This is a genomic window from Nostoc paludosum FACHB-159, assembly GCF_014698835.1.
Lineage (GTDB): Bacteria > Cyanobacteriota > Cyanobacteriia > Cyanobacteriales > Nostocaceae > Nostoc > Nostoc paludosum.
In genome coordinates this window covers 168,171-191,905 of the sequence record NZ_JACJTU010000002.1, presented here as the reverse complement: position 1 = coordinate 191,905, position 23,735 = coordinate 168,171, and the positions used below count along the sequence as shown (strand labels likewise).

Below are 23,735 nucleotides of genomic sequence, written 5' to 3'. Positions count from 1 at the left end.
TGAAAAATCTAAAAGGCTAGATGCCAAAGTTAATTAGGAGTACTAGATTTGGAATTAACCTCACCCAATGGAATGAATCTGCTGGATGAATCATAAATAGTCTAAGTGATGGTAATCTAGGATTGTTAAGCTAAATTAAATAAAAACTTTAGTTTTTGAGACTTTCGTTTTTCGGACAATAGAAATTAAGTCATTAGCAATCAAGACTTGATTATGGGTTAAGTAATTTCTAGGAAATGTAGTTAATTTTTTAACAGGAGAAGTAGGGTGCTTAACAACTTTCATCGGTTATTATCTCCCCGTCAGTGGGGAATCTCCCTTGCGGGCTTAGGCTTACTTCTCGCGTTCGGCTGTATAGGCAGCCAGACTGATGTTGTCTCAGTTAAAAATGCTCCATTCTCATCGGCTCGGATTCAAAAAAGCTCTGAAACTTCTCTTTTGTCAAGACTCAGACAAATTCGAGAACAGAGAAGTCAACAGCAAATAGCTTCTACTGATAGAGAAATTTTTGGGGATAAGAACCAAAAAACAGCATCTACAACCACAGAACTGGCTCCAGATGCTCAGAGTGGGACAAAAGGGGTAGGAGTTTTACCACAAACGAATTTTCCCACAAGAGATGGAATTTATCTTTACGGTCAATCGCCGCAAGCAAATCAGCTTGGTCAAGCTTACATCATATTTCAGAAGCAGCGGGACAGGGTGACCGGTGCTTTATATATGCCCCAATCAGAGTTTAATTGTTTCCGGGGTACACTCGACCAGTCAGGAGAGTTGGCGATGACGGTTAGTGCCCCATCCACTGAAGCAAGTGCTGATGGCTCTAATCGGGTGGCTACAAGCAATAGATTGCCTCAGGTTACTGAAGATGAGCTAAGCACCTATGCTTACTCAGTAGCTTTGCAAGACTTTCATCGGTTAAATTTTATCAGTAATGGCGATCGCCGCATCTTACAAACGTGCAAATCATCTTTTAGTTAATACTCAATTCCTGGTTGCGCTTTCACACCTTGATCGCGAAAAGGATGCTTAACTAGGGTCATCTCTGTTACTAAATCCGCGCGTTCAATTAAAGCAGCTGGCGCTCCTCGCCCTGTTAAAATAACGTGTTTGTTAGCTGGTTTTTGTGCCAAACCTGCTAAAACTTCTTCTATTTCTAAATAAGCCATTTTGAGAGCGATATTGATTTCATCTAGTAGCACAAGATGAAAGTCTGGATTGCGGATATATTCTAATGATTTTTGCCATGCGGCGCTAGCTTTATCAAGGTCGCGATCGCGGTCTTGAGTTTCCCAGGTAAAGCCTTCCCCCATTGCGTGAAATTCTATCTGGTCTTCCCAATGGCTGAAAACCCTTTTTTCTGAAGGTTCCCAGCTACCTTTGATGAATTGGACGATCGCTACTTTATACCCGTGACCGAGCGATCGTAACACCATCCCCAAAGCCGCAGTAGTTTTACCCTTACCGTTACCAGTATTTACAATAATTAAACCTTTTTCTGGTATGGCTTGTGCTATGCGCTTGTCCTGCACTTCTTTGCGTCGCTGCATCTTTTTGCGATACTGTTCCTCAGTCAGAGATGAGGACATGACTTCATCAATCAAACGCTCAATCTCTCGATCTTGGTTTAATTCTTGTGGTGTGTCGTTTTTCATTAATCTTGTGTACAAATAACTGTTAAAAGTGTTGAGAATGAACCAAAATTATCTTGATTCTCTGATTTTAATTAAATCAGACCATTGGATATGTCAAGTCAGATTGCAAGCAAAAATATTGACCCTGTGTTAGATATTTGTACATATTTGGCAAACAGATATGTAAAAATCTATGATAGACAAATTCAAGTTATTTTTTGAGTTAAATATTACTATTTTTAATAATTTAATTTAGTTGATATAAATACTTCGCTGAACCTTGTATTAGCGAAGGTAGTTCGGGATTGAGTGTGCTTTCTAGCAGCGCAAATAAATCTTGCAAAATTAAAAATTTTCAATTCTAAATCCATAATTTATAGTTGTAAGTAACGCTATTTTTTATACTTTAGATACAGAAGTTATTTTCAGAATCATTAGCCGAGTAAAGCTCACAGTAAGACTTTCAACGCCATAAGCTTAATGAAATGTTAATGATAATAGTTTGCGTTTTACTTAAAATCCTAGAGATTTGATATGAATAGTAACACTCGTTTACAGATGATTTTAACTGATACAGCTATTGATAGAGTATTACCTGCGATCGCTCAACTAAATTTACCTAACTGGTGGTTAGCCGGAGGTGCAGTCAGAAACACAGTTTGGCGTTCAATTTTTGGCGATCGTTGTGGCTTAGGTATTAAAGACTTTGATATTGCATTTTTTGATATCGAAGGAAATCGTTCCCAGGAACTAGCAGCAAAAGCAAATCTCACAGAACAATTTCCTCATGAGCAATTTGATGTCAAAAATCAAGCTAGTTTTGCGCGTTGGCGTCTTGGCACAAAACCCTACACTAGTACAGAAGACGGTATTACAAATTGGTTACATACTGCTACTGCTGTGGGAGTTCGACTAAACGCACAAGGTCAATGGGAATTTTTCACTCCTTACGGGTTAGATGATTTATTTAATGGTATTATTCGACCGACACCAGCACATACTCATAATATTGATGCCCACAATAAAGCGTCTGGGTTTTTACAAAAGTGTCCTTATCTGCGTTTAGCGTAAAAGTGGTATGAAGCCAGATGTAGAGACGTTGCATTGCAACGTCTCTTAATTTTTTGTACGGAATCACAATGTTAATAATTTTCTACGTATTGGGAATAATTAAAATAGAACCCCTTTTAGGACAGAACTGGGGGTGAAATTTTATAAATTTATAATCAAAAATCAATGCCAAATCGTACTGGATATCAAATCAACTCAACTCTCCATGAAGGAATTCAAACTGTTATTTATCAAACACAAAGACCAAACACGCAACAGCAAGTTATTATCAAGCTGCTTAAAAATGAATATCCTACTCTCGAAGCCTTTACCCGGCTGAAAAATGAGTATCAAATTCAGCAAAATTTAGACCATCCGAATATAGTTAAAGCCATCAGTTTAGAAACTTTTGAAAATCGTGTAGGGCTGTTATTAGAAGACTTTGGTGGTCAGTCTTTAGCCCAAGTTTTACAAACAGAAAAGCTTGATTTAATTAACCATTTAAAAATTGCTATACAACTGACTAAAGCTTTAGATTACTTGCATAAAAATCAAATTATTCATAAAGATATTAAACCTAGTAACATCATCATTAACTTACAGACGGGTATTGTTAAACTGACGGATTTTGGTATAGCTTCTCGCCTGAATAAAGAAAATCCCCAATTTACTAACCCTAACTCTGTTGAAGGCACACTTGCCTATATGTCTCCCGAACAAACTGGGAGAATGAATCGTATCATCGATTATCGTAGTGACTTTTATTCTCTTGGTGCGACTTTATATGAAATGCTCACCAAGCAAACACCATTTTTTAGCGAAGATCCCCTAGAAATAGTTTATAGCCATATTGCTGTTCAACCAATAAACCCACAGTCATTAAATCCTAAGATTCCGGCGGCCATCTCGGAAATTGTGATGAAGCTGATGGCTAAAAATGCCGAAGATAGATATCAAAGTGCCACAGGATTATTAGCAGACTTGGAATTATGTCTCAGCCAGTTAGAAACTCAGGATACAATTACTAATTTTGTTCCAGGTCGTTTAGATGTTTTAAGCCAATTATTAATTCCGCAAAAATTATATGGTCGCGAACAACAAGTTAATGAACTGTTAGCAGCATTTGAGCGCGTTACTAACCCCCCTGAATCCCCCATGAGTAAGGGGGGATTCAGGGGGGTTGAAATGATGCTAGTTTCTGGTTATTCTGGCATTGGTAAATCAGTTTTAGTCAACGAAGTTAATAAACCCATTACTCGCAGACAAGGTTATTTTATTTCTGGAAAGTTTGACCAATTAAAACGTAATATACCTTATGCGTCTTTAATTCAAGCTTTTGCTTATTTAATGCGTTATTTACTCACAGAAAATAATGAAAAAATAGAATTATGGCGTCAGAAAATATTATCAGCTTTAGGAACCAATGGAAAAGTTATTACTGACGTAATTCCAGAAGTAGAATTAATCATTGGTACACAGCCGGAAATTGCTCAAATCGGGGCAACAGAATCGCAAAATCGCTTCAATCGTGTTTTTAAGGAATTTATCCAAGTTTTCACTAAAAAGGAACATCCATTAGTCATCTTTTTAGACGATTTACAATGGGCAGATTCAGCAACCTTAAATTTAATTCAACTGCTGATAACTGACAGAGACAGTCAACATCTCTTGTTTATTGGGGCATATAGAGATAATGAAGTTACTCCGGCACATCCATTAATCCAAAAAATAGAAGAAATTCAGAATAGCGGCACAGTTGTTAATAATCTGGTGTTGCAACCTTTAAACTTAGGAAATGTAACTCAACTAATTTATGAAACTCTCCAAGAAACAGAAACCAAAGTTTTGAATCAGCAAATTATCCAACTAGCTGAGTTGATTTACAATAAAACCGGAGGTAATCCTTTTTTCATTACACAATTAATTCAGGTTCTTTATCAAGAAAAACTATTAAAATTTGACTTTTTTAAAGGTCAATGGCAGTGGAATTTAGAGGAAATTCAAGCAATTGGCATTACTGACAAAAATGTCGTAGAACTCGTTGCCAGCCGCGTTGAAAAGCTGCCTCAGGTAACCCAACATGTATTAAAATTAGCAGCTTGTGTGGGTGATAGATTTAGTTTAGATATTTTATCGATAGTCAATGAAAAGTCACCTTCTGTGACAGCCAATGATTTACACTCGGCTTTGCAAGCAGGATTAATTCTGCCTTTAAGTGAAGCTTACCGTATTCCTTTAGTTTTTAATCAAGAAGAAGCGGTAAATTTAAATTTTGATACTTCACGAGTGGGTTATAAGTTTTTACATGACAGGGTACAGCAAGCGGCATATTCGTTGATTCCAGAGGAACTTAAAAAATCGACTCATTTAAAAATCGGTCAATTACTGCTAAAAAATATACCCCAGGAGGAAATAGAAGCAAACATTTTTGATATTGTAAATCAGTTGAATGTAGGTATTGTTAACCTGAGAGAGCAATGTCAAAAAACTGAATTAGCACGATTAAATTTAATTGCTGGACAAAAAGCTAAAGCCTCTACAGCTTATGAAGCTGCTCTGAAATACTTAACAACTGGGATAGAACTTTTAAATATAGACTCTTGGCAAACTGAATATACCTTAACTGTAAGCTTATATGAAGGAGCCGCAGAGGTAGCCTATTTGAGTGGTAGTTTTGAGCAGATGCAGCAATGGGCTGGCGTAGTCGAGCAAAAAGCTAAAATTCTTTTAGATAAAGTCAAAGTTTATGAAGTACAAATTATCGCTTCAATAATTCAAAGCAAACAAATTGAAGCAATTAAGATAGCAGTATCGACTCTAGGATTGTTAGGAATTAGCTTTCCAGAGGAACCGACATCAGTTGATATTCAGCAAGGGATAGATGAAATTGCTGCTGATTTAAAAGGGAAAGTTATTGCAGATTTAATTGACTTACCATTAATGACTGAGCCGAACAAGATTGCAGCCATGAGAATCTTAATGGGAGTTCTCCCAGCAGCTTTTCAAACTGCTCCGGCAATGATGCCAATTATTGTCTGTAAAATGGTGAATTTGTCTTTAAAATATGGCAACACGGCTGTATCTGCTTATGGTTATAGCCTTTATGGATTACTTCTTTGTGGAGTTCAAGGAGAAATTGATTCTGGCTATGAATTTGGCAAATTAGCTTCTAGTTTAGTGTCACAATTCAATGCTCAAGAACTCAAAGCTAAAATTCTGACAGTTGTTAGCGCCCATGTAATGCATTGGCGGGAACATGTTAAGGAAACATTAATATCATCAATGGCAGGGTATTCTAGTGGGTTGGAAACCGGAGATTTAGAATATGCTGGTTATTGTGGTTACATTTATCCCTATCATTCATTTTGGTTGGGTAAGGAACTTTCGACTTTAGAAAAAGAGTTTCTAGCTTATTGTGATTCGCTGAAAAAAATCAAGCAACAAGTAGCTTTAACTTGGAATTTAGTATATTTGCAAACAATTTTGAATTTGCAAGGAAGTTACGAAAATGTTGACTGTTTAATTGGTGAAGCTTACAACGAGCAAAATATGTTGCCAATTCATCAGCAACTTAACGATCTTTATACTATTAACCATCTATTTGTAAATAAGCTGATGCTCTCTTACTTATTTGGGGAGTATTTTAAAGCTGTAGAAAATGCTGCGATCGCAGAAAATTCTTTAGGTGGCGTTACAGGTTTATTTGTTGTCCCACTGTTCTATTTTTACGATTCTTTAGCCCACTTGGCTATTTATCATACCGCTAAAGAGTCTGAGCAGCAAGCTATTTTGGAAAAAGTCGCAGCTAATCAGCAAAAAATGAAACTCTGGGCTACTCATGCTCCCACAAATCACTTACACAGATTTTATCTTGTGGAAGCAGAGCGATATCAAGTTTTGGGTCAAAAGCTCGAAGCAATGGATTACTATGAAAATTCTATTACCACATCTAGTGAAAACGGTTTTCTCCAAGAAGAAGCTTTAGCTTATGAGTTAGCAGGAAAGTTTTATCAATCTCTAGGCAAACAGTTAATTTCTCAAACTTATATAACTAAAGCCTATTATGCCTATATTCGTTGGGGTGCGATCGCTAAAGTTAAACACCTAGAATTACAGTATCCTTTTCTAGTAGGACAGACTACTAATGTAGAAACTTCTATTTCCAAATTAGATAAAATTCAGCTTACTACTACTACGACTACTAATAGTAGCTTAAGCGATTTTTTAGATTTTAATGCATTCATTAAATTTTCACAAGCGATTACCAATGAAATTGTTTTAGAAAATTTGTTGAGTAAGTTAATCAAAATCTTACTAGAAAATGCTGCTGCACACAAAGTATCACTACTCTTGCTTAAAGACAATCAGCTTTATATCGAAGCTTCAGGAAATACTACCGAAAATATAGTAACGGTTTTACAGTCTATTCCTGTTGAACACTCTCAAGATTTGCCGCTGACTGTTATTAACTATGTTTTGCGAACTCAGCAATATCTCGTCTTAAATGATGCCGTCATTGCAGAACCATTTAATCTTGATATTTATATTCAAGAATCTAAAACAAAGTCAATTTTTTGTTTGCCGATTATTTATCAATCACACCTGACTGGGATTATTTATTTAGAAAATAAGTTATCATCAGGAGCCTTTATTCCAGAAAGGGTAGAAGTCTTAAAAGTTTTAGTTTCTCAAATGGCTATTGCCATAGAAAATGCGCGGTTGTATACAAGAGAGCAAGAGAAATCTAAGCAATTACAACAGTCAATTCAAGATTTACAACAAGCACAACTACAACTTATCCAAGGTGAAAAAATGTCTTCACTGGGAAATTTAGTTGCAGGTGTAGCACACGAAATCAACAACCCCATTGCTTTTATTACAGGTAGCATCGCCCACGCCAAAGATACCGTTAAAGATTTAATCGATTATTTACAACTGTATCGAGCAAAATTCCCTCATCCTGGTGTCGAGATTGAAGAGAAAGGCGAAGAAATAGATATAGATTTTGTGCTAACTGATTTACCTAAAATGATTGACGGAATGACCGTGGGGACACAGCGTATTCGTAATATTAGTACTTCTCTTCGGACTTTTTCTCGTGCTGATACTACCTCTAAAGTATTAGCTAATATCCATGAAGGTATTGATAGTACTTTAATGATTTTACAGCATCGCTTGAAAGCAGATCATAACCGTCCTGCCATTCAAATCATCAAAAATTATGGAGATATTCCATTAGTAAAATGCTATTTGGGGCAATTAAATCAGGTGTTTATGAATATTCTGGCAAATGCGATCGATGCTTTAGAAGAAGCAAACATTGGTCGTGATTTTATAGATATTCAAGACAATTATCCCAATATTATCACTATCTTCACTCACCTGAGTGAAGATAAAGAGAATGTGCTAATCAAGTTTCGAGATAATGCTAAAGGAATGCCCGCAGAAGTTAAAGCCTGCATATTTGAAAATCTATTTACTACTAAATGTGTAGGCAAAGGTACAGGTTTAGGATTATCTATTAGCCGTCAGATTATAGTAGAAAACCACGCAGGTAATTTGATTTGTGAATCCGCTTTGGGAGAAGGAACAGAATTTATAATTTCTATACCCATTTGTGGAGAATAAGATACTTTTGTCAAAGCAGGATAATCCCAGATACCCGGCTTGCCAAATAAGTCGGGTATCTTCCTGTACCATGAACGATCGCAGATTGCTATAGTAATTATATTTAAATTGGAAAAATTGATAAGATAACTTTTATTTTTTTGCTAATAAAAATATGTAAGTATGAGTTTAATTCCTTAATCAAATCAACACAAAAATAGCTGCCATTAGCACTAACAAATTTATTTCTTGACTGTTATAAATAGTTATATCAATCAAATCTTGTACTAGTTTTATCATTTATTAGCTGATATGAAAATAAGCTCTAGCTAAATATGGGTTTAGCAAGTATTTATGAGCTAAATTTATCAGCCTCAACTTTAGTTGGCGAGAAAGTACAAGATGCGAAAATTGTCACAATTAAGGGAGTCATCTTGTGGAAAAAAGAAGAGAAAATGGGCGAATCATTTCCAAAGCTATCTCGTTTTTGTTAAATCGCATAACTTTGATAGTGCTAGCAGCTACTCTTGTGCTGTTTGTTGGAGGTAGGTTTGAAATAGCAAGTGCAGCCCAACCTAATGCAGAATTAGAAATTCAAAAATTAGCAAACTGTTACGCCCTGGGAACTGACGCCATTGGTAGAGGAAATCTATTAGAAGGAAAGAATATTTATCAAAATTGTTTTACTCAGGATGCAGTCCTCACTGCTGTTTTTCCTGATGGAGCGAGTGAAACACGCTATGGGACAGATTCTTGGGCAGATTTTGTTTATTCGGTATTCCAAGGAAATGGATATCAAGCTACGCAACACTTGATGGGTACGATAAACATCTCAGTTCAAAATAATCAAGCAACGATGACCTCTTACCTTCACGCGACTCATAAACGTTCAGAAACTAGTATCGATGTCGCTAATGGCACTTATGAAGATGAAGTCGTCAATAAAAATGGACGGTGGAAAATCCGTAATCGTACTCTGAAACTTATCGATTTCTTAAATTTAAGTTCCCCAACAACTGATTCCTCCGCTGCTGCTTCCTCAGCTACTGATTCCTCAGCCGCTAATGCTCGAACCACTAATTCCTCACCTACCTTTGTCAGACCAAAGATACCTCGCTTAAAACACTAATTCTTCAAGCTAAATAAACCAAAAATAAAAAGTTAAAAAGTAAAAGAATGAATTCATATTTCTTTTACTTTTTACTTTTTATCGTAAATTCAAGGGTTTAAGACCCCAAGCATTACACGTAGTATCAGTTGAGTTGGGGTTTAAATCCCCGACTGCAACTGTTTTGAATTTTGAATTGTTAATAATCCTCTGTTAAATCGATAATTTCATCAAAGCAAAAGTTACGAACTAAATTTGTTAATTCTTCTGCAAAGTTAGAATGAGTTGGCTCAATTTGTTCAATGAGTTGGAAAATTCGCTCGGCATCAACTTCAATGGCTGCTTGATTTAATTGTGATATCCATTCAGCAGGCATCATCGCAATTGCAGAGTGAAGATCCAAAATGGGAGATTGAATATTATCCGGCTTTTTCTCTGTGGCATTTTCACTGATTTGTTCTGCATAAATATAATCCACATGCAAATATTCAGCCATTTTTTCAAAAATCACTTGTTCCCGGAATGGCTTACGAACTAAGTCGTCACAACCTGCGGCTAAGATACTTGCTTGTTGTTCTTCAAAAGCACTGGCAGTTAAAGCGATAATTACAGTGCGGTGATTGGTATCTATGTTTCTTTCCCTAGCTCTAATTTCTTTAGTTGCGTCATAGCCGTTCATTACAGGCATCCGCATATCCATCCAAATTAAGTGGGGTTGCCAATTTTGCCAAATAGCGATCGCATCTTGTCCATTATTCGCAATTTTGGTATTAAAACCAACACTACCAAGCAATTGTACAATTAAATCGCAGTTTTCTTTGCGGTCATCAACCACTAAAATACGATAATCTGGTTGGTTTGCTGCCAGTTGAATCACGCGACTTTTACCTAACTTTGGTGTAGCTTTTAATGCTGGAATTAAATTTACTTCGATGTCAAAGCTAAAAATAGATCCTTTCCCAGGTGTACTGGTAATGTGAATGTCGCCTCCCAACAATCGCACAAACTGGCGGCTAATAGTTAACCCTAATCCAGTACCCTCCTTAGTTTGGATACCACTTGATGTCTGCACAAAAGGCTGAAACAAATTATTCATTTCTTCTTGTGCTATTCCCCGTCCAGTGTCTTCGATTTCAAAAATTAGGGATTGGGGCATTGGGCATGGGGGAGCCACTGCGGTCATTTGGTCTCCAAATGTGGAGCAAATGGCGTCATGGGGCATAGGGGAAAACTCTTCTCCCCTGCTCCCTGCTCCCTGCTCCCTGCCCCCCATCTCCGTCATCTCCTCATCTCCCCATCTTCCCAACCTCACCCGCAAGGTTACCCCGCCAGCCTGAGTGAACTTGACGGCGTTACCCAAAAGGTTAATCAGGATTTGGCGCAGTTTACCTTCATCTGTTTGGATGTAACGGGGGAGATTGGGGGACATTTCAAATTTGAGGAATAACTGCTTGGCTTGTGTCCGCACCTGGAACATTTCTTGTAATGTTTGCAACAAGAAATAAAGGTCGAAGTCTTCGGGGTTGAAAATGATTTGTCCGGCTTCAATTTTGGACATTTCCAAGACATCGTTAATCAGGTTTAATAAGTGTTCTCCACTACGGTTAATGGTAGCTAAAGATTCACGCTGATTCGATTTGAGGCTGGTGTCTCGTTCCATTAATTGAGAAAAGCCGAGAATCGCATTTAAAGGTGTGCGGAGTTCGTGGCTCATGTTGGCTAAGAAAGCGCTTTTGGCTCGGTTGGCAGTTTCGGCAGCTTCTTTGGCAATTCTCAGGGCTTCTTCTGCTTGATGTCTGGCTCGACCGATCGCTATTATTTCACCAACCAGTTTCAATAGATTAATATCTTCTTGGTTCCAGGTTTTCGAGGAGTGAATCATCGCTGCACCAACAAATCCAACGACTCTGCCAGCATGAGTCATCGGTACAGCGAGTAAAGATTGAAACGACATGGTTTCAAACAGTTTTCGCTCAGGAAGATGGGGCGGTAGTTCTTGTACGCGAGATATCTGGCGATGTCTACCACGCAGAATTGGCTCGTAGAAATAGGGGAAAACATCCACCGGCGAACCTTTAGCAATTTCAATTAATGGTGGAACATGTTCACCACACCATTCATGAATGAGGTAAAATTCCTTTTGATCGTTGGAGCATTCAAAAATGCAACTGTGTTCAGCATCAATAAATTGAGCGATCGCTTGCAGTGTAAAATTAATTGCTGTTTCTAAATCTTGGTCAATAAATTGCCGAGAAATGCTACTGATTAAACTTTCTGCTTGGGTACGACGTTGCAGGGCTGCTTCTGCTAGTTTGCGATCGGTAATATCACGAGCTACCCCGACAATCTCAAAGTTACCTTGGGCATCTTGTGTGCGGGCTATATTAGCAGTTTGCCAAACCCAACCGCCATTACGATGTCTGCCCCGAAACTCAATATCCGAAATTCCCTCACCTGTTGCGAGGACTGTTTTGGCAACTTCTCCACATTTTGGCACATCATCAGGATGAGTAAATAATGCCAAGGAATTACCTTCGATTTCGCTAGGGTCAAATCCGGTAGTCTTCAAGATGTTTGGAGAAATGTAGTTAAAAACCCCATCGGCATTGATTACAAACAGCACATCATTGACTTTTTCAACAATAGTGCGAAACTTTAACTCACTTTGCTGTAAAGCTGCTTCTGCTTGTTTGCGTTCCAATTCAGCACCGGCACGGGCAGCAAAAATTTTGACAATTAATTCTCGTCCAGGATCGGGCTGCATTGGTTTGACATCTATCACAGCAAGATGTCCAATGATGTCGCCGGATGAACTGGTGAGAGGAACGCCAAGAAAACTTTCGGCATTCATCGCCACTAAATCTGCATCTTCGGGAAAAGCGGCTTGGACTCCTTGGAGATAATGACACATGTTGCCTTCCAAGGTGTGTTGATAAGGAGTACCGCGCAAATCATATTCCAAATTATCACCAATATTTCCGCAACACCAAAATGCTAATGTGCGGACTTTGGTTTTTGGCTCATCACCAAACTCAGTGACTAGGGCATATTGAACTTGTAATACTTCGGCAAGATAACGAACGCAGGAATTAAAGAATTCATCACCAGTTTTAGCTGCTGTACCCTCAACAATTAAGCGTAAAGCTTGTTCTTGTTGTTTGCGATCGCTAATATCTGTAACTACACAATCTAGACAAGATTCTTCAGAGTTGAGCCGCAGTGACAATAATAGCCACACCACAGAACCATCTAAGCGACGCATCTCTACTTCATAATTGCAGACTTCGCCGTATTCTTGTACCTGTTTTACAACCAGCGCCCGTTCGTTGGGATTTACATATAAATCGGGAATAAAATACTTGTTAATTATGTCAGAAGCACTGGCAAAACCTAAAATATTAGCACCGCGATCGTTAGCATCAAGAACTAAGCCATCTTCTGGACGGGTACGAAAAATTCCCACTTGGGAATTCTCAAAGATATTGCGGTACTTCATTTCACTACGACGCAAGGCTTCTTCTGCTTGCTTGCGTTCCGTAATGTCTCGTCCCACACCGGCGATCGCAATTTCACCGCTAGAAGTATTGATTGTGGAAGTGTTAAAGTTAAACCATCGCCAACTACCGTCTTTGTGTCGCAATCGCACTTCAATATTAGTCAGCTTTTCGCCAGTTATCGCCCTTTGTAAGGCGGCGGCGCTAGTTGGTAAATCTTCAGGTTTGGTAAACTCTACCACAGAATGGCCTTCGATTTCCTCCAAGGCGTAACCCATAATTGCAGTTACATTGGGCGAGTGATAAGTAAAAATTCCTTCTGGCGAGAGAACAAATATCAAATCATTGGCATTTTCGACGATGCTGCGGAATTTTAGCTCATTTTCTTGCAAGGCTGCTTGGGCGCGTTTGCGTTCTGTGGCATCGGTGCCGACTGAAAGAATTTCGACTAAGTTTCCTTGTTCATCTAATATCGGTTTATTTGCCCAGACTATCCAAACGCGATCGCCATTTTTGCACAAGTTCTCGTTTTCGTTAAATATATACTTTTCTGGGTACTCGCAAATATCCACCATTAACGCCTGCAAGTCCCGTCCGGAAGTTTCTGTTTCTGGAACAATTGTACCAACAACATTACGTCCTGTAATTTCATCTAAATCGAAACCAAAAAGCCTTTGACCGTAGTCATTCAAAAATATAATGTCACCGTTACTATCCCAACGCAGAATGATACAATTGGCTGTCTGCACCAAATCGCGATATTGTGCTTCACTTTGGCGTAAGGCTTCCTGAGTGCGTTTGCGAGCAGTAATATCTCGGACTATTGCTAAAATATGTGGCTTGCCATTATAAATACAAGTCGTTCCTTTAACTTCCACATCAATTAAAGTGCCATCTTTGCAGATATCAACTGCTTGTCCATAAAATTGCTCGCCAGCTCGTGTTTTTTCCACAAACTCATTAAAAACAGGATGTGAATCTGGGTGAATATAAGCAGATGGATGCAAACCTATAAATTCTTCGTAGGTATAGCCGTGCATTTGACAAGCAGCAGGATTTATTTCGATGACTGTTTCAGTTTCTATTTCAGTAATAAACAGTCCATCATTGATAGCTTCAAAAATACTGCGGTATTCCAACTCACTTTGCCGCAGTGCTTCTTCTGCCCTTTGACGTTGAGTAACGTCGCGAAAACTCCACACTCTACCAATAATCTGTTCGCCGACGCGCTGAGGACACGAGTAGCGCTCAAATATTCTGCCATCGCGCAGTTCTAAGGAGTCGTAACTAACTACTTCTGGGTTTTGGTATAACTCTCGGACGCGTTGTAAAAATCCATCGGGGTCTTTTACTTGGTTTGCCAGATGTGCTAGCCGCCGAGGATGACTTGGTTCGCTCAAAAGTTCTGGTGGAATCGACCACATTTCTAAGAACTTTTGATTATAACTAGTGATATTACTGCAAGTATTTACTACTAAGATCCCATCTTGAATTGATTCAAAGATAGCATTTAACAAAGACAAAGAATTTTCTAGAGCTAGCTGGGTTTTTTTGCGATCGCTAATATCGCGCCCTAAAACAAGCATTGCTTTGCGTCTACCATCCTGGTGAAACAAAGGAGCTTTAATCATATCTAAACTGCTCGTTGTGCCATCAGGTCGGGGTACAATCTCTTCTACCCGATGCACAGATCCCAACTGCCAAGATTGTTCATCTGTTTCGCTGCAATTTAATAAAGCATCCCGGTAAAAAGTGCTAAATTCTGCTAATTCTGAGTCAGTTTTGCCTCGATAATCTACACCTTCTAGCTCTAAAAATTCCAAGTTAGCTTGGTTGGATAGCAACCATTTTCCCTCACCATCTTTTAAACAGATGATATCTGGTGTAGCGTTAATTAATGTTTGTAACCGTTCCTCAACTTCTTGCAAGGATTCTTGAGCTTGTTTCGTTTCAGTGATATTGCGAATCACCAATATTGCACATTTCTCATCAGTTAATCCGATAGAGTTACCGGAAATTTGTAATGTTAAAGTCCCTTGACTTTGCTGCAATTGATAATTTGTTGTTTGATATTCCCCATTCAGTATCCTGATATCGGGATAGGCTGGCAAAGTAAGTAACTGCCCAGCTTGTGTTAAAGGTAGCAAGTCAATTAACCTCAAGCCGCAGACAGTACCGTGGGCTTGGTTAACCAAAAACTCAAAGCTAGAATTGCACCATTGAATACGTTGGTCTTCTCCCACCCAGACTACAGCATCAGCGATCGCATCCAGTGTGACTTCCATCTTATTCAAGGTGGTTTGCAATTGCTTCACCTGTAGCTGTTGTCTACTCATCAACGACTGACTCCTTTTCAAATAATTCCTAATAACCCTCAGTTAAACCCTTTACAAATTAATAATCATGTGATGTTGATGATACTCATAAATATGTATAGTGATTGTATCGCTACTCCATCGCTGGAATATTCGGCTACAGTAAAACTACACATTCCCTTCAACTTTTACGGAAGTCACAGCAGTTTTTACAAAGAAAGGCAGAAGGCAGGAGGCAGAAGGCAGAAGGGAAGAGTTTTTTGGGCAACTTTACTTTTAGTTACATATTTTGGTTTTTTTACGCTGTTCTACTTATCCACCTTGAAAGTGCTTAGTGGCTAATTGATATAAAGATTGAATTGTTAGTCCATCACTGGGGTATTCGACTACAGCAAAGTTACATGTTACCTGAAAGCGATCGCCATCAAAAGCTGTGAATATTTGCTGGCGTAATGTAGTTAAAATCTCACTCAAGCGATGGTTAATTTCTGGTTTTGTTAAGCCAGAAATTCCCACTACAAAATCTCCGTTACCCCAATAACCTAACACTTCACCACTGCAAAACTCCGATTGAAATAAGCGACTCCATCTTTGTAATACTTGATTACCAGATTCATGACCATATTTAATATTAATTTGACGCAAATCATTCACACTCAAAATCGCCAAACAAACAGATTGCTGATTTTTCTGGGCTTGAGTAATTAAGTGTTCCAAATTGCGGCGAGAGTGGAACTGATTTGCTATTCCTGTTAAAGGATCTTTCGTAGAAAGAGACTGAAGTAAACGACTGCGTTCTAGGCGATGGGTAATACGTGCTAATAATTCGGCTCCAACAACAGGTTTAATCACATAATCATCTCCCCCCACAGCAAACACCTGCTGTACAATTTTGATTTCTCGATGAGCAGTGAGAAACACAATTGGTAATTCTTGCCATTGGGGATCGGTACGAACTGCTTGGCAAAGTTCAATGCCGCTGATTTGGGGCATATCTACATCTAAAATCAACAAATCCGGTGTCGTCGATTGCAGTACCTCCCAGAAACGTAAGGGATTGTCTAATGCCGTCATCCGCATACCCCAAGGTTCTAACATTGGGCGCAGTGCTGCTAAAATCAGGGGATCGTCATCTACTGCCAATACATTGATCCGCAAAGAGCGAGTACGTTGTAATAGTTGAGACGAAACATCCCACACCTGAGCAGCCGTTACAGGTTTGGCTAAAAAACCCCGCGCCCCGCACTGAGCAAAAGCTACGCGTTCTACTAACTCATCATTACCAGCCAGCACTAGCACGGGTACGGCTGGGGTACGCGTTGCTAATTCTGACAGCAATGCTAAACTTTCTTGGCGTTGCCCTACTTCATCTACATTTAGTACTACTAAATCTGGGGATGTGGTTTGTAAAAAGTTTTTTGCATCCTCTAAGTTTGTAATTTGCTGCCAACACATTCCCATGCATTCAACAAGTTGTTGCAATTGAGAACCTAGTTGGAGATTGGGGTCGATTAATATTAATTGGCTACAAATTTCTGGGGAGATCGCTGTAGTAGTTTGATTATCTACCTTTTGCCCCATTTGATTAATTAATTTACCCAAATCTTCAATCAGCGTCAGCAATTGCCGCTTTTCACCTACAGACAAATCCCCATCTTTTCCTAAAATCTGTTCAATTTCCCGCGCTATTTGAGTGCCATTGTCTTGTTCAAACATTCCCAAGACACCAGCTAATTTATGCGCCTCTCGTTCTGCGGATTTGCGTAACTGGGCATTGGGCATTGATTTGTGAGAAAGCGCAGCGGCTAATTCTTCTAGCACCGCCAGTCGTTGCAGCATCAACCCTTCGTATTGTTTCCACAAGCCACCCATTGCTTGCTGAAACTGCTCCTCAACAGGAGAACTTGCAACTTCCGATTTTTCTTTCCCCCCCTGCTTCCCCTGCTTCCCCTCCTCTTTTCCAGGATTGAGCCGATATCCCAAACCATAAACGTTTTCAATCCAATCTACTGCTCCGGCTGCTTTTAACTTTTGTCGTAAGTATTTAATGTGTGATTTTACAGTCTCTTCCTGGGGCGGATCGTCAAAAGTCCACAAATGCTCAATGATATCCCCACGACTAAAAACACGGGAGGGATTCCGAAGAAATAGCTCCATCAAACTGTATTCTTTGGCAGTCAATTCTATGAGTTTGTTGTTATAGGTGACTTCGCAACTACTCGGATCTAGTCGTAGTGCGCCTACTTCTAGTATCGGGGTAATAGGGCGATCGCCTCGACGTAGTAGCGCCCGTATCCTTGCTTGCAGTTCTCCCAAATCCAAAGGCTTGATTAGATAATCGTCGGCACCTGCATCGAGTCCCTGAATCCGCTCTTTAGTTCCATCTTTCGCCGTCATCAACAGAATCGGAGTAAAACATCCACCAGAACGTAATCGCTGACACAATGTAATCCCGTCCACTTTCGGCAATCCTACATCTATGAGCAGCAGATCGTAAGTGGCATTTTGGGTGTATTCCCAACCCATTTGCCCGTCCTGTGCCACATCTACAACATAGTGTTGTTTAGTCAAAGACTTCAACAAGACACTTGCTAAAACTTCCTCATCTTCGATTAGCAAGATTCTCATCGCACCCGTCCAATATATAACTTGCTACATTCCCCAAAAAAGATAGTAGACTAAATAGTTAATTTTCTACAACAAAAAAATATAAATAAATAATCGCTATTGTTGATTTGATGTATAAAAACGATTATGCATAATATCAACATCCTTGTAGAGACGTTGCAATGCAACGTCTCTACATTGTTGCATTGCAACGTCTCTATTCCAGAGGAGGTCGGGCAATGAATCCAGTTTTTACTCCGCGCTTGAATCCTGCGCGTTCGTAGAAGCGCAACGTCTCCTCACTTTTTGAGCTAGTTAGAAGCATCACTTTGTAACAGTTTTGCTGCCATGCCAAATCCAAAGCATAATGTAGCACCCGTGTTCCAAATCCCTGTCGGCGATAATCAAAGTGAGTGACAACATTTTCAATAATCCCGTATGGACGTGCGCCCCGTGTCAAGTTGAGAACAATGGTTAAGTTACACGTAGCCACTAACTCACCACCAATGTCAGCAACTATGTAATACAAATGCGGATCGCCCAGAATTTGCTCCCAGATGGACTCTAACACATCATCAGCAGGTAGAGGTGCATCAACAGGATTGAGATGTTGATACAACACCACAAGTTGGGGAAGTTCGTCGCGTGCAATTAGGCGAACGGTGATTGGGGTTTTAGACAAAGCTGTAGTTTACTAGTTATGGCAAAAAGTGTATTTGACAATTTGCATCTTCACCAAATGTCAAATTACGCGAATGTCAATTCAGTAGATTTAGGGTGTGCAAGATCTTGTTTAGCTGACGAATCGACAGTTTTAGCGGGTTAACTAACTGTATTTCAAAAATTAAAGATGAGTTTTATATGTGTTTTTGAACTACTAAGATATACTATGCTACGTCTTACCTAAGTATATCATCTAACTCTGGTGATATTACCCATTTTACGTAGAAAATATATTTTATGACTTTTTCCTTAAAACCCTTGCTGACACAGTTACACAACCAACTAAACGCCTTTTCTGATTCCGAAAACTTCTGGAATTTGTTAGATACTGTTTTTGGTAAATACAATAGTACTAGTGCGGAAAAACTGCGATCGCAATGGCAAGCTGGTGATTTTACTGAATTACCTAAAATTGAGGTAATTAATAGCAGCATTCTGGGTAATGCGATCGGGGCTTATGCTGCCAGCAAGAATACAATTTATCTGTCTGATAAATTTGTTGCAAGTGCCTCTAGTGAATCGATTAACGCAGTTTTATTAGAAGAAATTGGACATTTTATTGACACTTACATTAACAAAAAAGATACACGAGGGGATGAAGGAGCAATTTTTGCAGCCTTAGTACAAGGTAAATTTCTAGACACTGAAACCTTAGACGTGCTAAAAGCGGAAGATGACCGCGCCACGATTACCCTTAATGGTCAGCAAATCCAAGTAGAAGAAGCGAACTATTTTGGCGACAACAATGCAAATAATCTCGTCGGTGGCATTGACAACGATCTTTTGATTGGTTTTGGTGGCAATGACACCCTTAATGGTGGTGCTGGCAATGATGGACTCTATGGCGACGATGGAAATGACTCCCTCGTTGGTGGTGCTGGGGATGATAATGATAGTACCTATTTGGGATTTTTTGATACGAGTCGCTACGGAGGACTCTATGGCGGTGCTGGCAATGATACCCTCAACGGCGGAGATGGCGCTGACTATCTTGACCCAGGTATCGGCATTGATAGTGTCATCGGCGGTACAGGCATTGACACCCTTAACATCGACTATACCGGAGAAACCACACCCCTGATAATTAACTACCTCAACGATACCTCAGCACTAGCTACTGACCGGGTGAAAATTCAGGGAGTTGAAAGCATTTATATCATTGCTAGTACAGGCAATGATAGCATCAAAATCTCGGCAACCACTGGTAAAGATACAGTCTTTGGTGGAATTGGTAACGATGCGATCGAAACGGGTTCAGCCAATGACCTACTCGTTGGAGAAGATGGCAATGACACCCTCAATGGTGGTGCTGGCAATGATGGACTCTATGGCGACGATGGAAATGACTCCCTCGTTGGTGGTGCTGGGGATGATAATGATAGCACCTATTTGGGATTTTTTGATACGAGTCGCTACGGAGGACTCTATGGCGGTGCTGGCAATGATACCCTCAACGGCGGAGATGGCGCTGACTATCTTGACCCAGGTATCGGCATTGATAGTGTCATCGGCGGTACAGGCATTGACACCCTTAACATCGACTATACCGGAGAAACCACACCCCTGATAATTAACTACCTCAACGATACCTCAGCACTAGCTACTGACCGGGTGAAAATTCAGGGAGTTGAAAGCATTTATATCATTGCTAGTACAGGCAATGACAGCATCAAAATCTCGGCAACCACTGGTAAAGATACAGTCTTTGGTGGAATTGGTAACGATGCGATCGAAACGGGTTCAGCCAATGACCTACTCGTTGGAGAAGATGGCAATGACACCCTCAATGGTGGTGCTGGCAATGATGGACTCTATGGCGACGATGGGGATGATTTTCTCAGAGGTGGTACTGGGGATGATAATGATAGCACCTATTTAGGATTTTTTGATACGAGTCGCTACGGAGGACTCTATGGCGGTGCAGGGAACGACACCCTTTTAGGCGAAGATGGCAATGACGATCTCTACGGTGGAGCAGGCAATGATAGCCTTGATGGCGGAGTTGGCAACGACTACTTCGACCTTGGCGGTGGACTAGATACCATTATTGGGGGTTCTGGTTATGACACCTTGTATTTAGACAATAGTGGTGGCACGACTAACTTTACTATTGGCTACACCAACGCCAGCGTTTTTTCCACAGGTTTACCCATCAAAGAAATAGAAGTCATCAACCTGGTTTCTGGCAGTGGTAGTGACAGTCTCAATATTTCTGCTGCCATTGGCAATAACACTGTCCAAGGTGGAGCAGGCAACGATAACATTACCACAGGCATAGGTAACGACTTAATTTTGGCGGGAATTGGCAACGATACCGTCACAGGAGGAGCCGGTACTGACGGACTCTATGGTGATGATGGCGATGATTTCCTCAGAGGTGGTACTGGGGATGACAACGATAGCACCTATTTGGGTCTTTTGGGCAGTAGTCGCTACGGAGGACTCTATGGCGGAGCCGGTAACGACACCCTTTTAGGCGAAGATGGCAATGACGATCTCTACGGTGGAGCAGGCAATGATAGCCTTGATGGCGGAGCAGGCAATGACTATCTCGACTTGGGAGGAGGAGCAGACACCGTTATTGGCGGTTCTGGTTATGACACCCTTTATTTAGACAATGGTGGTGGCACAACTAACTTTACTGTTGGTTATACCGACGCCAATATTTTCGCCACAGGCGGCGTACCCTTCAAAGAAATAGAAGTCATCAACCTGGTTTCTGGCAGTGGTAGTGACAGCCTCAATATTTCTGCTGCTATTGGCAATAACACTGTCCAAGGTGGAGCAGGTAACGACAACATTACCACAGCAATAGGTAACGACTTAATTTTGGCGGGAATTGGCAACGATACCGTCACAGGAGGAGCCAGCAGTGATGGACTGTATGGTGATGATGGCGATGATTTGCTCAAAGGTGGTACTGGAGATGATAACGATAGCACCTATTTGGGTCTTTTGGGCACTAGTCGCTTCGGTGGACTCTACGGCGGTTCAGGCAACGACACCCTTTTAGGCGAAGATGGCGATGACGAGCTTGATGGTGGTTCAGGCATTGATAGCCTCGACGGGGGAGACGGCAACGACACTTTAAGACCAGGGACAGGAGCAGATACTATTGTTGGGGGAGCAGGTTCAGATTACCTCGAATTAGATCATTCTGATTTATCGACCCCCTTAACCCTGAATTACGTCGATCTTAATGTTTTTGCTACCATCGCTGACAGCACCTTTAGACAAGTTGAAACCATCCGTTTATTGTCGGGCAGTGGCAACGATAATATCAACTTAAGTGCAGCCATTGGTAATAACTATGTCGAAGGCAGAAACGGAAATGACACCATCTCAGGAAGTGTAGGCAATGAAGAATTTAGAGGTGGTCTTGGTCAAGATAGTCTTTTAGGACAAGCAGGCAATGATAATCTTTATGGAGAGGCAGGTAATGATACCATCTTAGGGGGAGAAGGCAATGATTCCCTTTACGGAGGTACAGGTAATGATAGCCTCTTAGGTGGGGAAGGTAATGACTATCTCAAGCCAGAAGAAGGAGCCGATACTATCTTGGGAGGAACTGGCTCAGACCTTCTCGATTTAGACCATTCCGATCAATCTGTTGCTTTAACACTAAACTACACCAATGTCAATACCTTAACTACCATTGCCGATACCACCTTTAGAGAAATAGAAACCATTAGTCTGTTATCTGGAAGTGGCAATGATAACCTGAATTTAAGTGCTGCCATTGGCAATAACTATGTTGAAGGCAGAGATGGCAATGACACCATCTCTGGCAGTGTGGGAAATGAAGAATTTAGAGGTGGTCTTGGTCAAGATAGTCTCTTAGGACAAGCAGGCAACGATAATCTTTATGGAGAAGCAGGTAATGATACCCTCTTAGGAGGAGAAGGCAACGATAATCTTTACGGAGGTGCAGGTAATGATAGCCTCTTGGGCGGAGACGGTGATGACTATTTCAACCCCGCCGAAGGAGCCGATACGATTATTGGCGGCAATGGTATTGATACTCTACAATTAGACCGTTCAGGCAATACCATCACTACTAACTTTACTGTTACCTACACCAATGCTAGTGTCTTCGCAGTTTTAAACGATGTCAATTTCAAAGATATCGAATCTGTTAACTTCATATCTGGCAGTGGTAACGATGTTTTGAATTTCAGTGCTACTACTCGGCAAGATATTATAGAAGGCGGAGATGGCAACGATAACATTATCACAGGCAGCGGCAAAGACCGCATTTATGGTGATACAGGCAATGATACCGTTTCCGGGCAAGCTGAGAACGATTTGATCTTTGGTGGGGTAGGTAATGACAGCCTCTCAGGTGATGGTGGCTCAGATGGTCTCTACGCTGGGGAAGGAGACGATTACCTCAAAGGTGGCTCTGGTAATGATAGGGATACCCTTCTGTATACAGAATATGTCTTCATTGATACTAACGGTAATTTTATCGTCGATCCTGGTGAACTGATTCCCATTAATTACTTCGCTGGACTGCGGGGCGAAGAAGGTAATGATACCTTAGACCCCGGACTCGGTGCTGATTATGTAGATGGCGGCACAGAAACGGATTTACTCAAGGTTGACTACTCTACCATTACTGCTGCTGGAATCTCTACCACTGTGGGTAATAATGGCAGTGGCATCATTTCCGCAGGCGATAGTACTATTTCCTACTTCAATATTGAGCAGTTTGATATTCTTGGCACCTCACAAGCAGATAACTTGAGGGGAGGAAACCTCAGCGATACTCTCCGAGGCGGTGCAGGTAATGATACTCTCAATGGCAGTGGAACTAGCCCCAGTCTAAGTCAAATAGACATTTTAACAGGAGGTTTGGGACGCGATCGCTTTGTTTTAGGAGATACAAATACAGTCTTTTACGATGACAATAATCCCCAAACTGCGGGAACAGACAGCTATGCGAGAATCACTGACTTTAGCACCACTGATGATTTCATTCAACTTCGAGGTGTAAGTACTGATTATCGTTTAGTTATCTCTGGTACCAACACCCAGCTATTTAGAGATAAACCAGGAACCGAACCCGATGAATTGATTGCTCTTATTGATGCTCAAACTGGGTTGAGTCTAACTAGCGGTTACTTTAATTACTCATAACCGTTCGCGGTGCGAGCATTGGTCAAAATAATTCGTAATTCGTAATTCGTAATTCGTA

General features: G+C 40.4%; 9 protein-coding genes. 5 read left to right on the top strand and 4 right to left on the bottom strand.

Annotation, left to right across the window (positions count from 1 at the left end):
* Positions 1-267 precede the first annotated feature (267 nt).
* Complete coding sequence (locus tag H6H03_RS03170) at positions 268-981, top strand: hypothetical protein (protein WP_190953686.1); 714 nt, start codon at positions 268-270, stop codon at positions 979-981.
* Here the strand turns inward: H6H03_RS03170 and cobO are convergent.
* Positions 978-1,655, bottom strand: a complete 678-nt coding sequence (gene cobO / locus H6H03_RS03165) for a cob(I)yrinic acid a,c-diamide adenosyltransferase (protein ID WP_190953685.1) — start codon at positions 1,653-1,655, stop codon at positions 978-980. The two genes, H6H03_RS03170 and cobO, sit on opposite strands and share 4 nt — an antisense overlap.
* Positions 1,656-2,168: 513 nt before the next feature.
* On the opposite strand from cobO, the gene H6H03_RS03160 reads away from it, so the two are divergent.
* The 3 genes from H6H03_RS03160 to H6H03_RS03150 all read left to right on the top strand — a co-directional run bounded on the left by H6H03_RS03160 (position 2,169) and on the right by H6H03_RS03150 (position 9,420).
* Positions 2,169-2,705, top strand: a complete 537-nt coding sequence (locus tag H6H03_RS03160; RefSeq protein WP_190953684.1) for a nucleotidyltransferase family protein — start codon at positions 2,169-2,171, stop codon at positions 2,703-2,705.
* 165 nt (positions 2,706-2,870) lie between these two features.
* Positions 2,871-8,312 carry a trifunctional serine/threonine-protein kinase/ATP-binding protein/sensor histidine kinase gene (locus H6H03_RS03155; RefSeq protein ID WP_190953683.1) on the top strand — a complete coding sequence of 1,814 codons (5,442 nt, stop codon included), beginning with the start codon at positions 2,871-2,873 and terminating at the stop codon, positions 8,310-8,312.
* A gap of 415 nt (positions 8,313-8,727) precedes the next feature.
* Positions 8,728-9,420, top strand: a complete 693-nt coding sequence (locus H6H03_RS03150; RefSeq protein WP_190953682.1) for a nuclear transport factor 2 family protein — start codon at positions 8,728-8,730, stop codon at positions 9,418-9,420.
* A gap of 178 nt (positions 9,421-9,598) precedes the next feature.
* On the opposite strand, the gene H6H03_RS03145 is transcribed toward H6H03_RS03150, so the two are convergent.
* The 3 genes from H6H03_RS03145 to H6H03_RS03135 form a co-directional block, all read right to left on the bottom strand.
* The gene (locus tag H6H03_RS03145; RefSeq protein ID WP_190953681.1) at positions 9,599-15,229 is read right to left on the bottom strand and encodes a PAS domain S-box protein; all 5,631 of its coding nucleotides are present in this window, start codon (positions 15,227-15,229) and stop codon (positions 9,599-9,601) included.
* Between the two features lie 291 nt (positions 15,230-15,520).
* On the bottom strand, positions 15,521-17,836 hold the full coding sequence (locus H6H03_RS03140; protein WP_190953680.1) for a response regulator: 2,316 nt from the start codon (positions 17,834-17,836) through the stop codon (positions 15,521-15,523).
* A 196-nt stretch (positions 17,837-18,032) separates the two neighbouring features.
* Positions 18,033-18,497 carry a GNAT family N-acetyltransferase gene (locus H6H03_RS03135; protein WP_190953679.1) on the bottom strand — a complete coding sequence of 155 codons (465 nt, stop codon included), beginning with the start codon at positions 18,495-18,497 and terminating at the stop codon, positions 18,033-18,035.
* Positions 18,498-18,775: 278 nt separating this feature from the next.
* Here H6H03_RS03135 and H6H03_RS03130 point away from each other — a divergent pair, with 278 nt between their 5' ends.
* Positions 18,776-23,677 carry a calcium-binding protein gene (locus tag H6H03_RS03130; RefSeq protein WP_190953678.1) on the top strand — a complete coding sequence of 1,634 codons (4,902 nt, stop codon included), beginning with the start codon at positions 18,776-18,778 and terminating at the stop codon, positions 23,675-23,677.
* Positions 23,678-23,735: the final 58 nt, after the last annotated feature.

Coding starts and splice junctions, on each gene's coding strand:
- H6H03_RS03140 (WP_190953680.1), bottom strand. CDS start 17,836: ATGAGAATCTTGCTAATCGAAGATGAGGAAGTTTTAGCAAGTGTCTTG.
- cobO (WP_190953685.1), bottom strand. CDS start 1,655: ATGAAAAACGACACACCACAAGAATTAAACCAAGATCGAGAGATTGAG.
- H6H03_RS03130 (WP_190953678.1), top strand. CDS start 18,776: ATGACTTTTTCCTTAAAACCCTTGCTGACACAGTTACACAACCAACTA.
- H6H03_RS03155 (WP_190953683.1), top strand. CDS start 2,871: ATGCCAAATCGTACTGGATATCAAATCAACTCAACTCTCCATGAAGGA.
- H6H03_RS03160 (WP_190953684.1), top strand. CDS start 2,169: ATGAATAGTAACACTCGTTTACAGATGATTTTAACTGATACAGCTATT.
- H6H03_RS03145 (WP_190953681.1), bottom strand. CDS start 15,229: ATGAGTAGACAACAGCTACAGGTGAAGCAATTGCAAACCACCTTGAAT.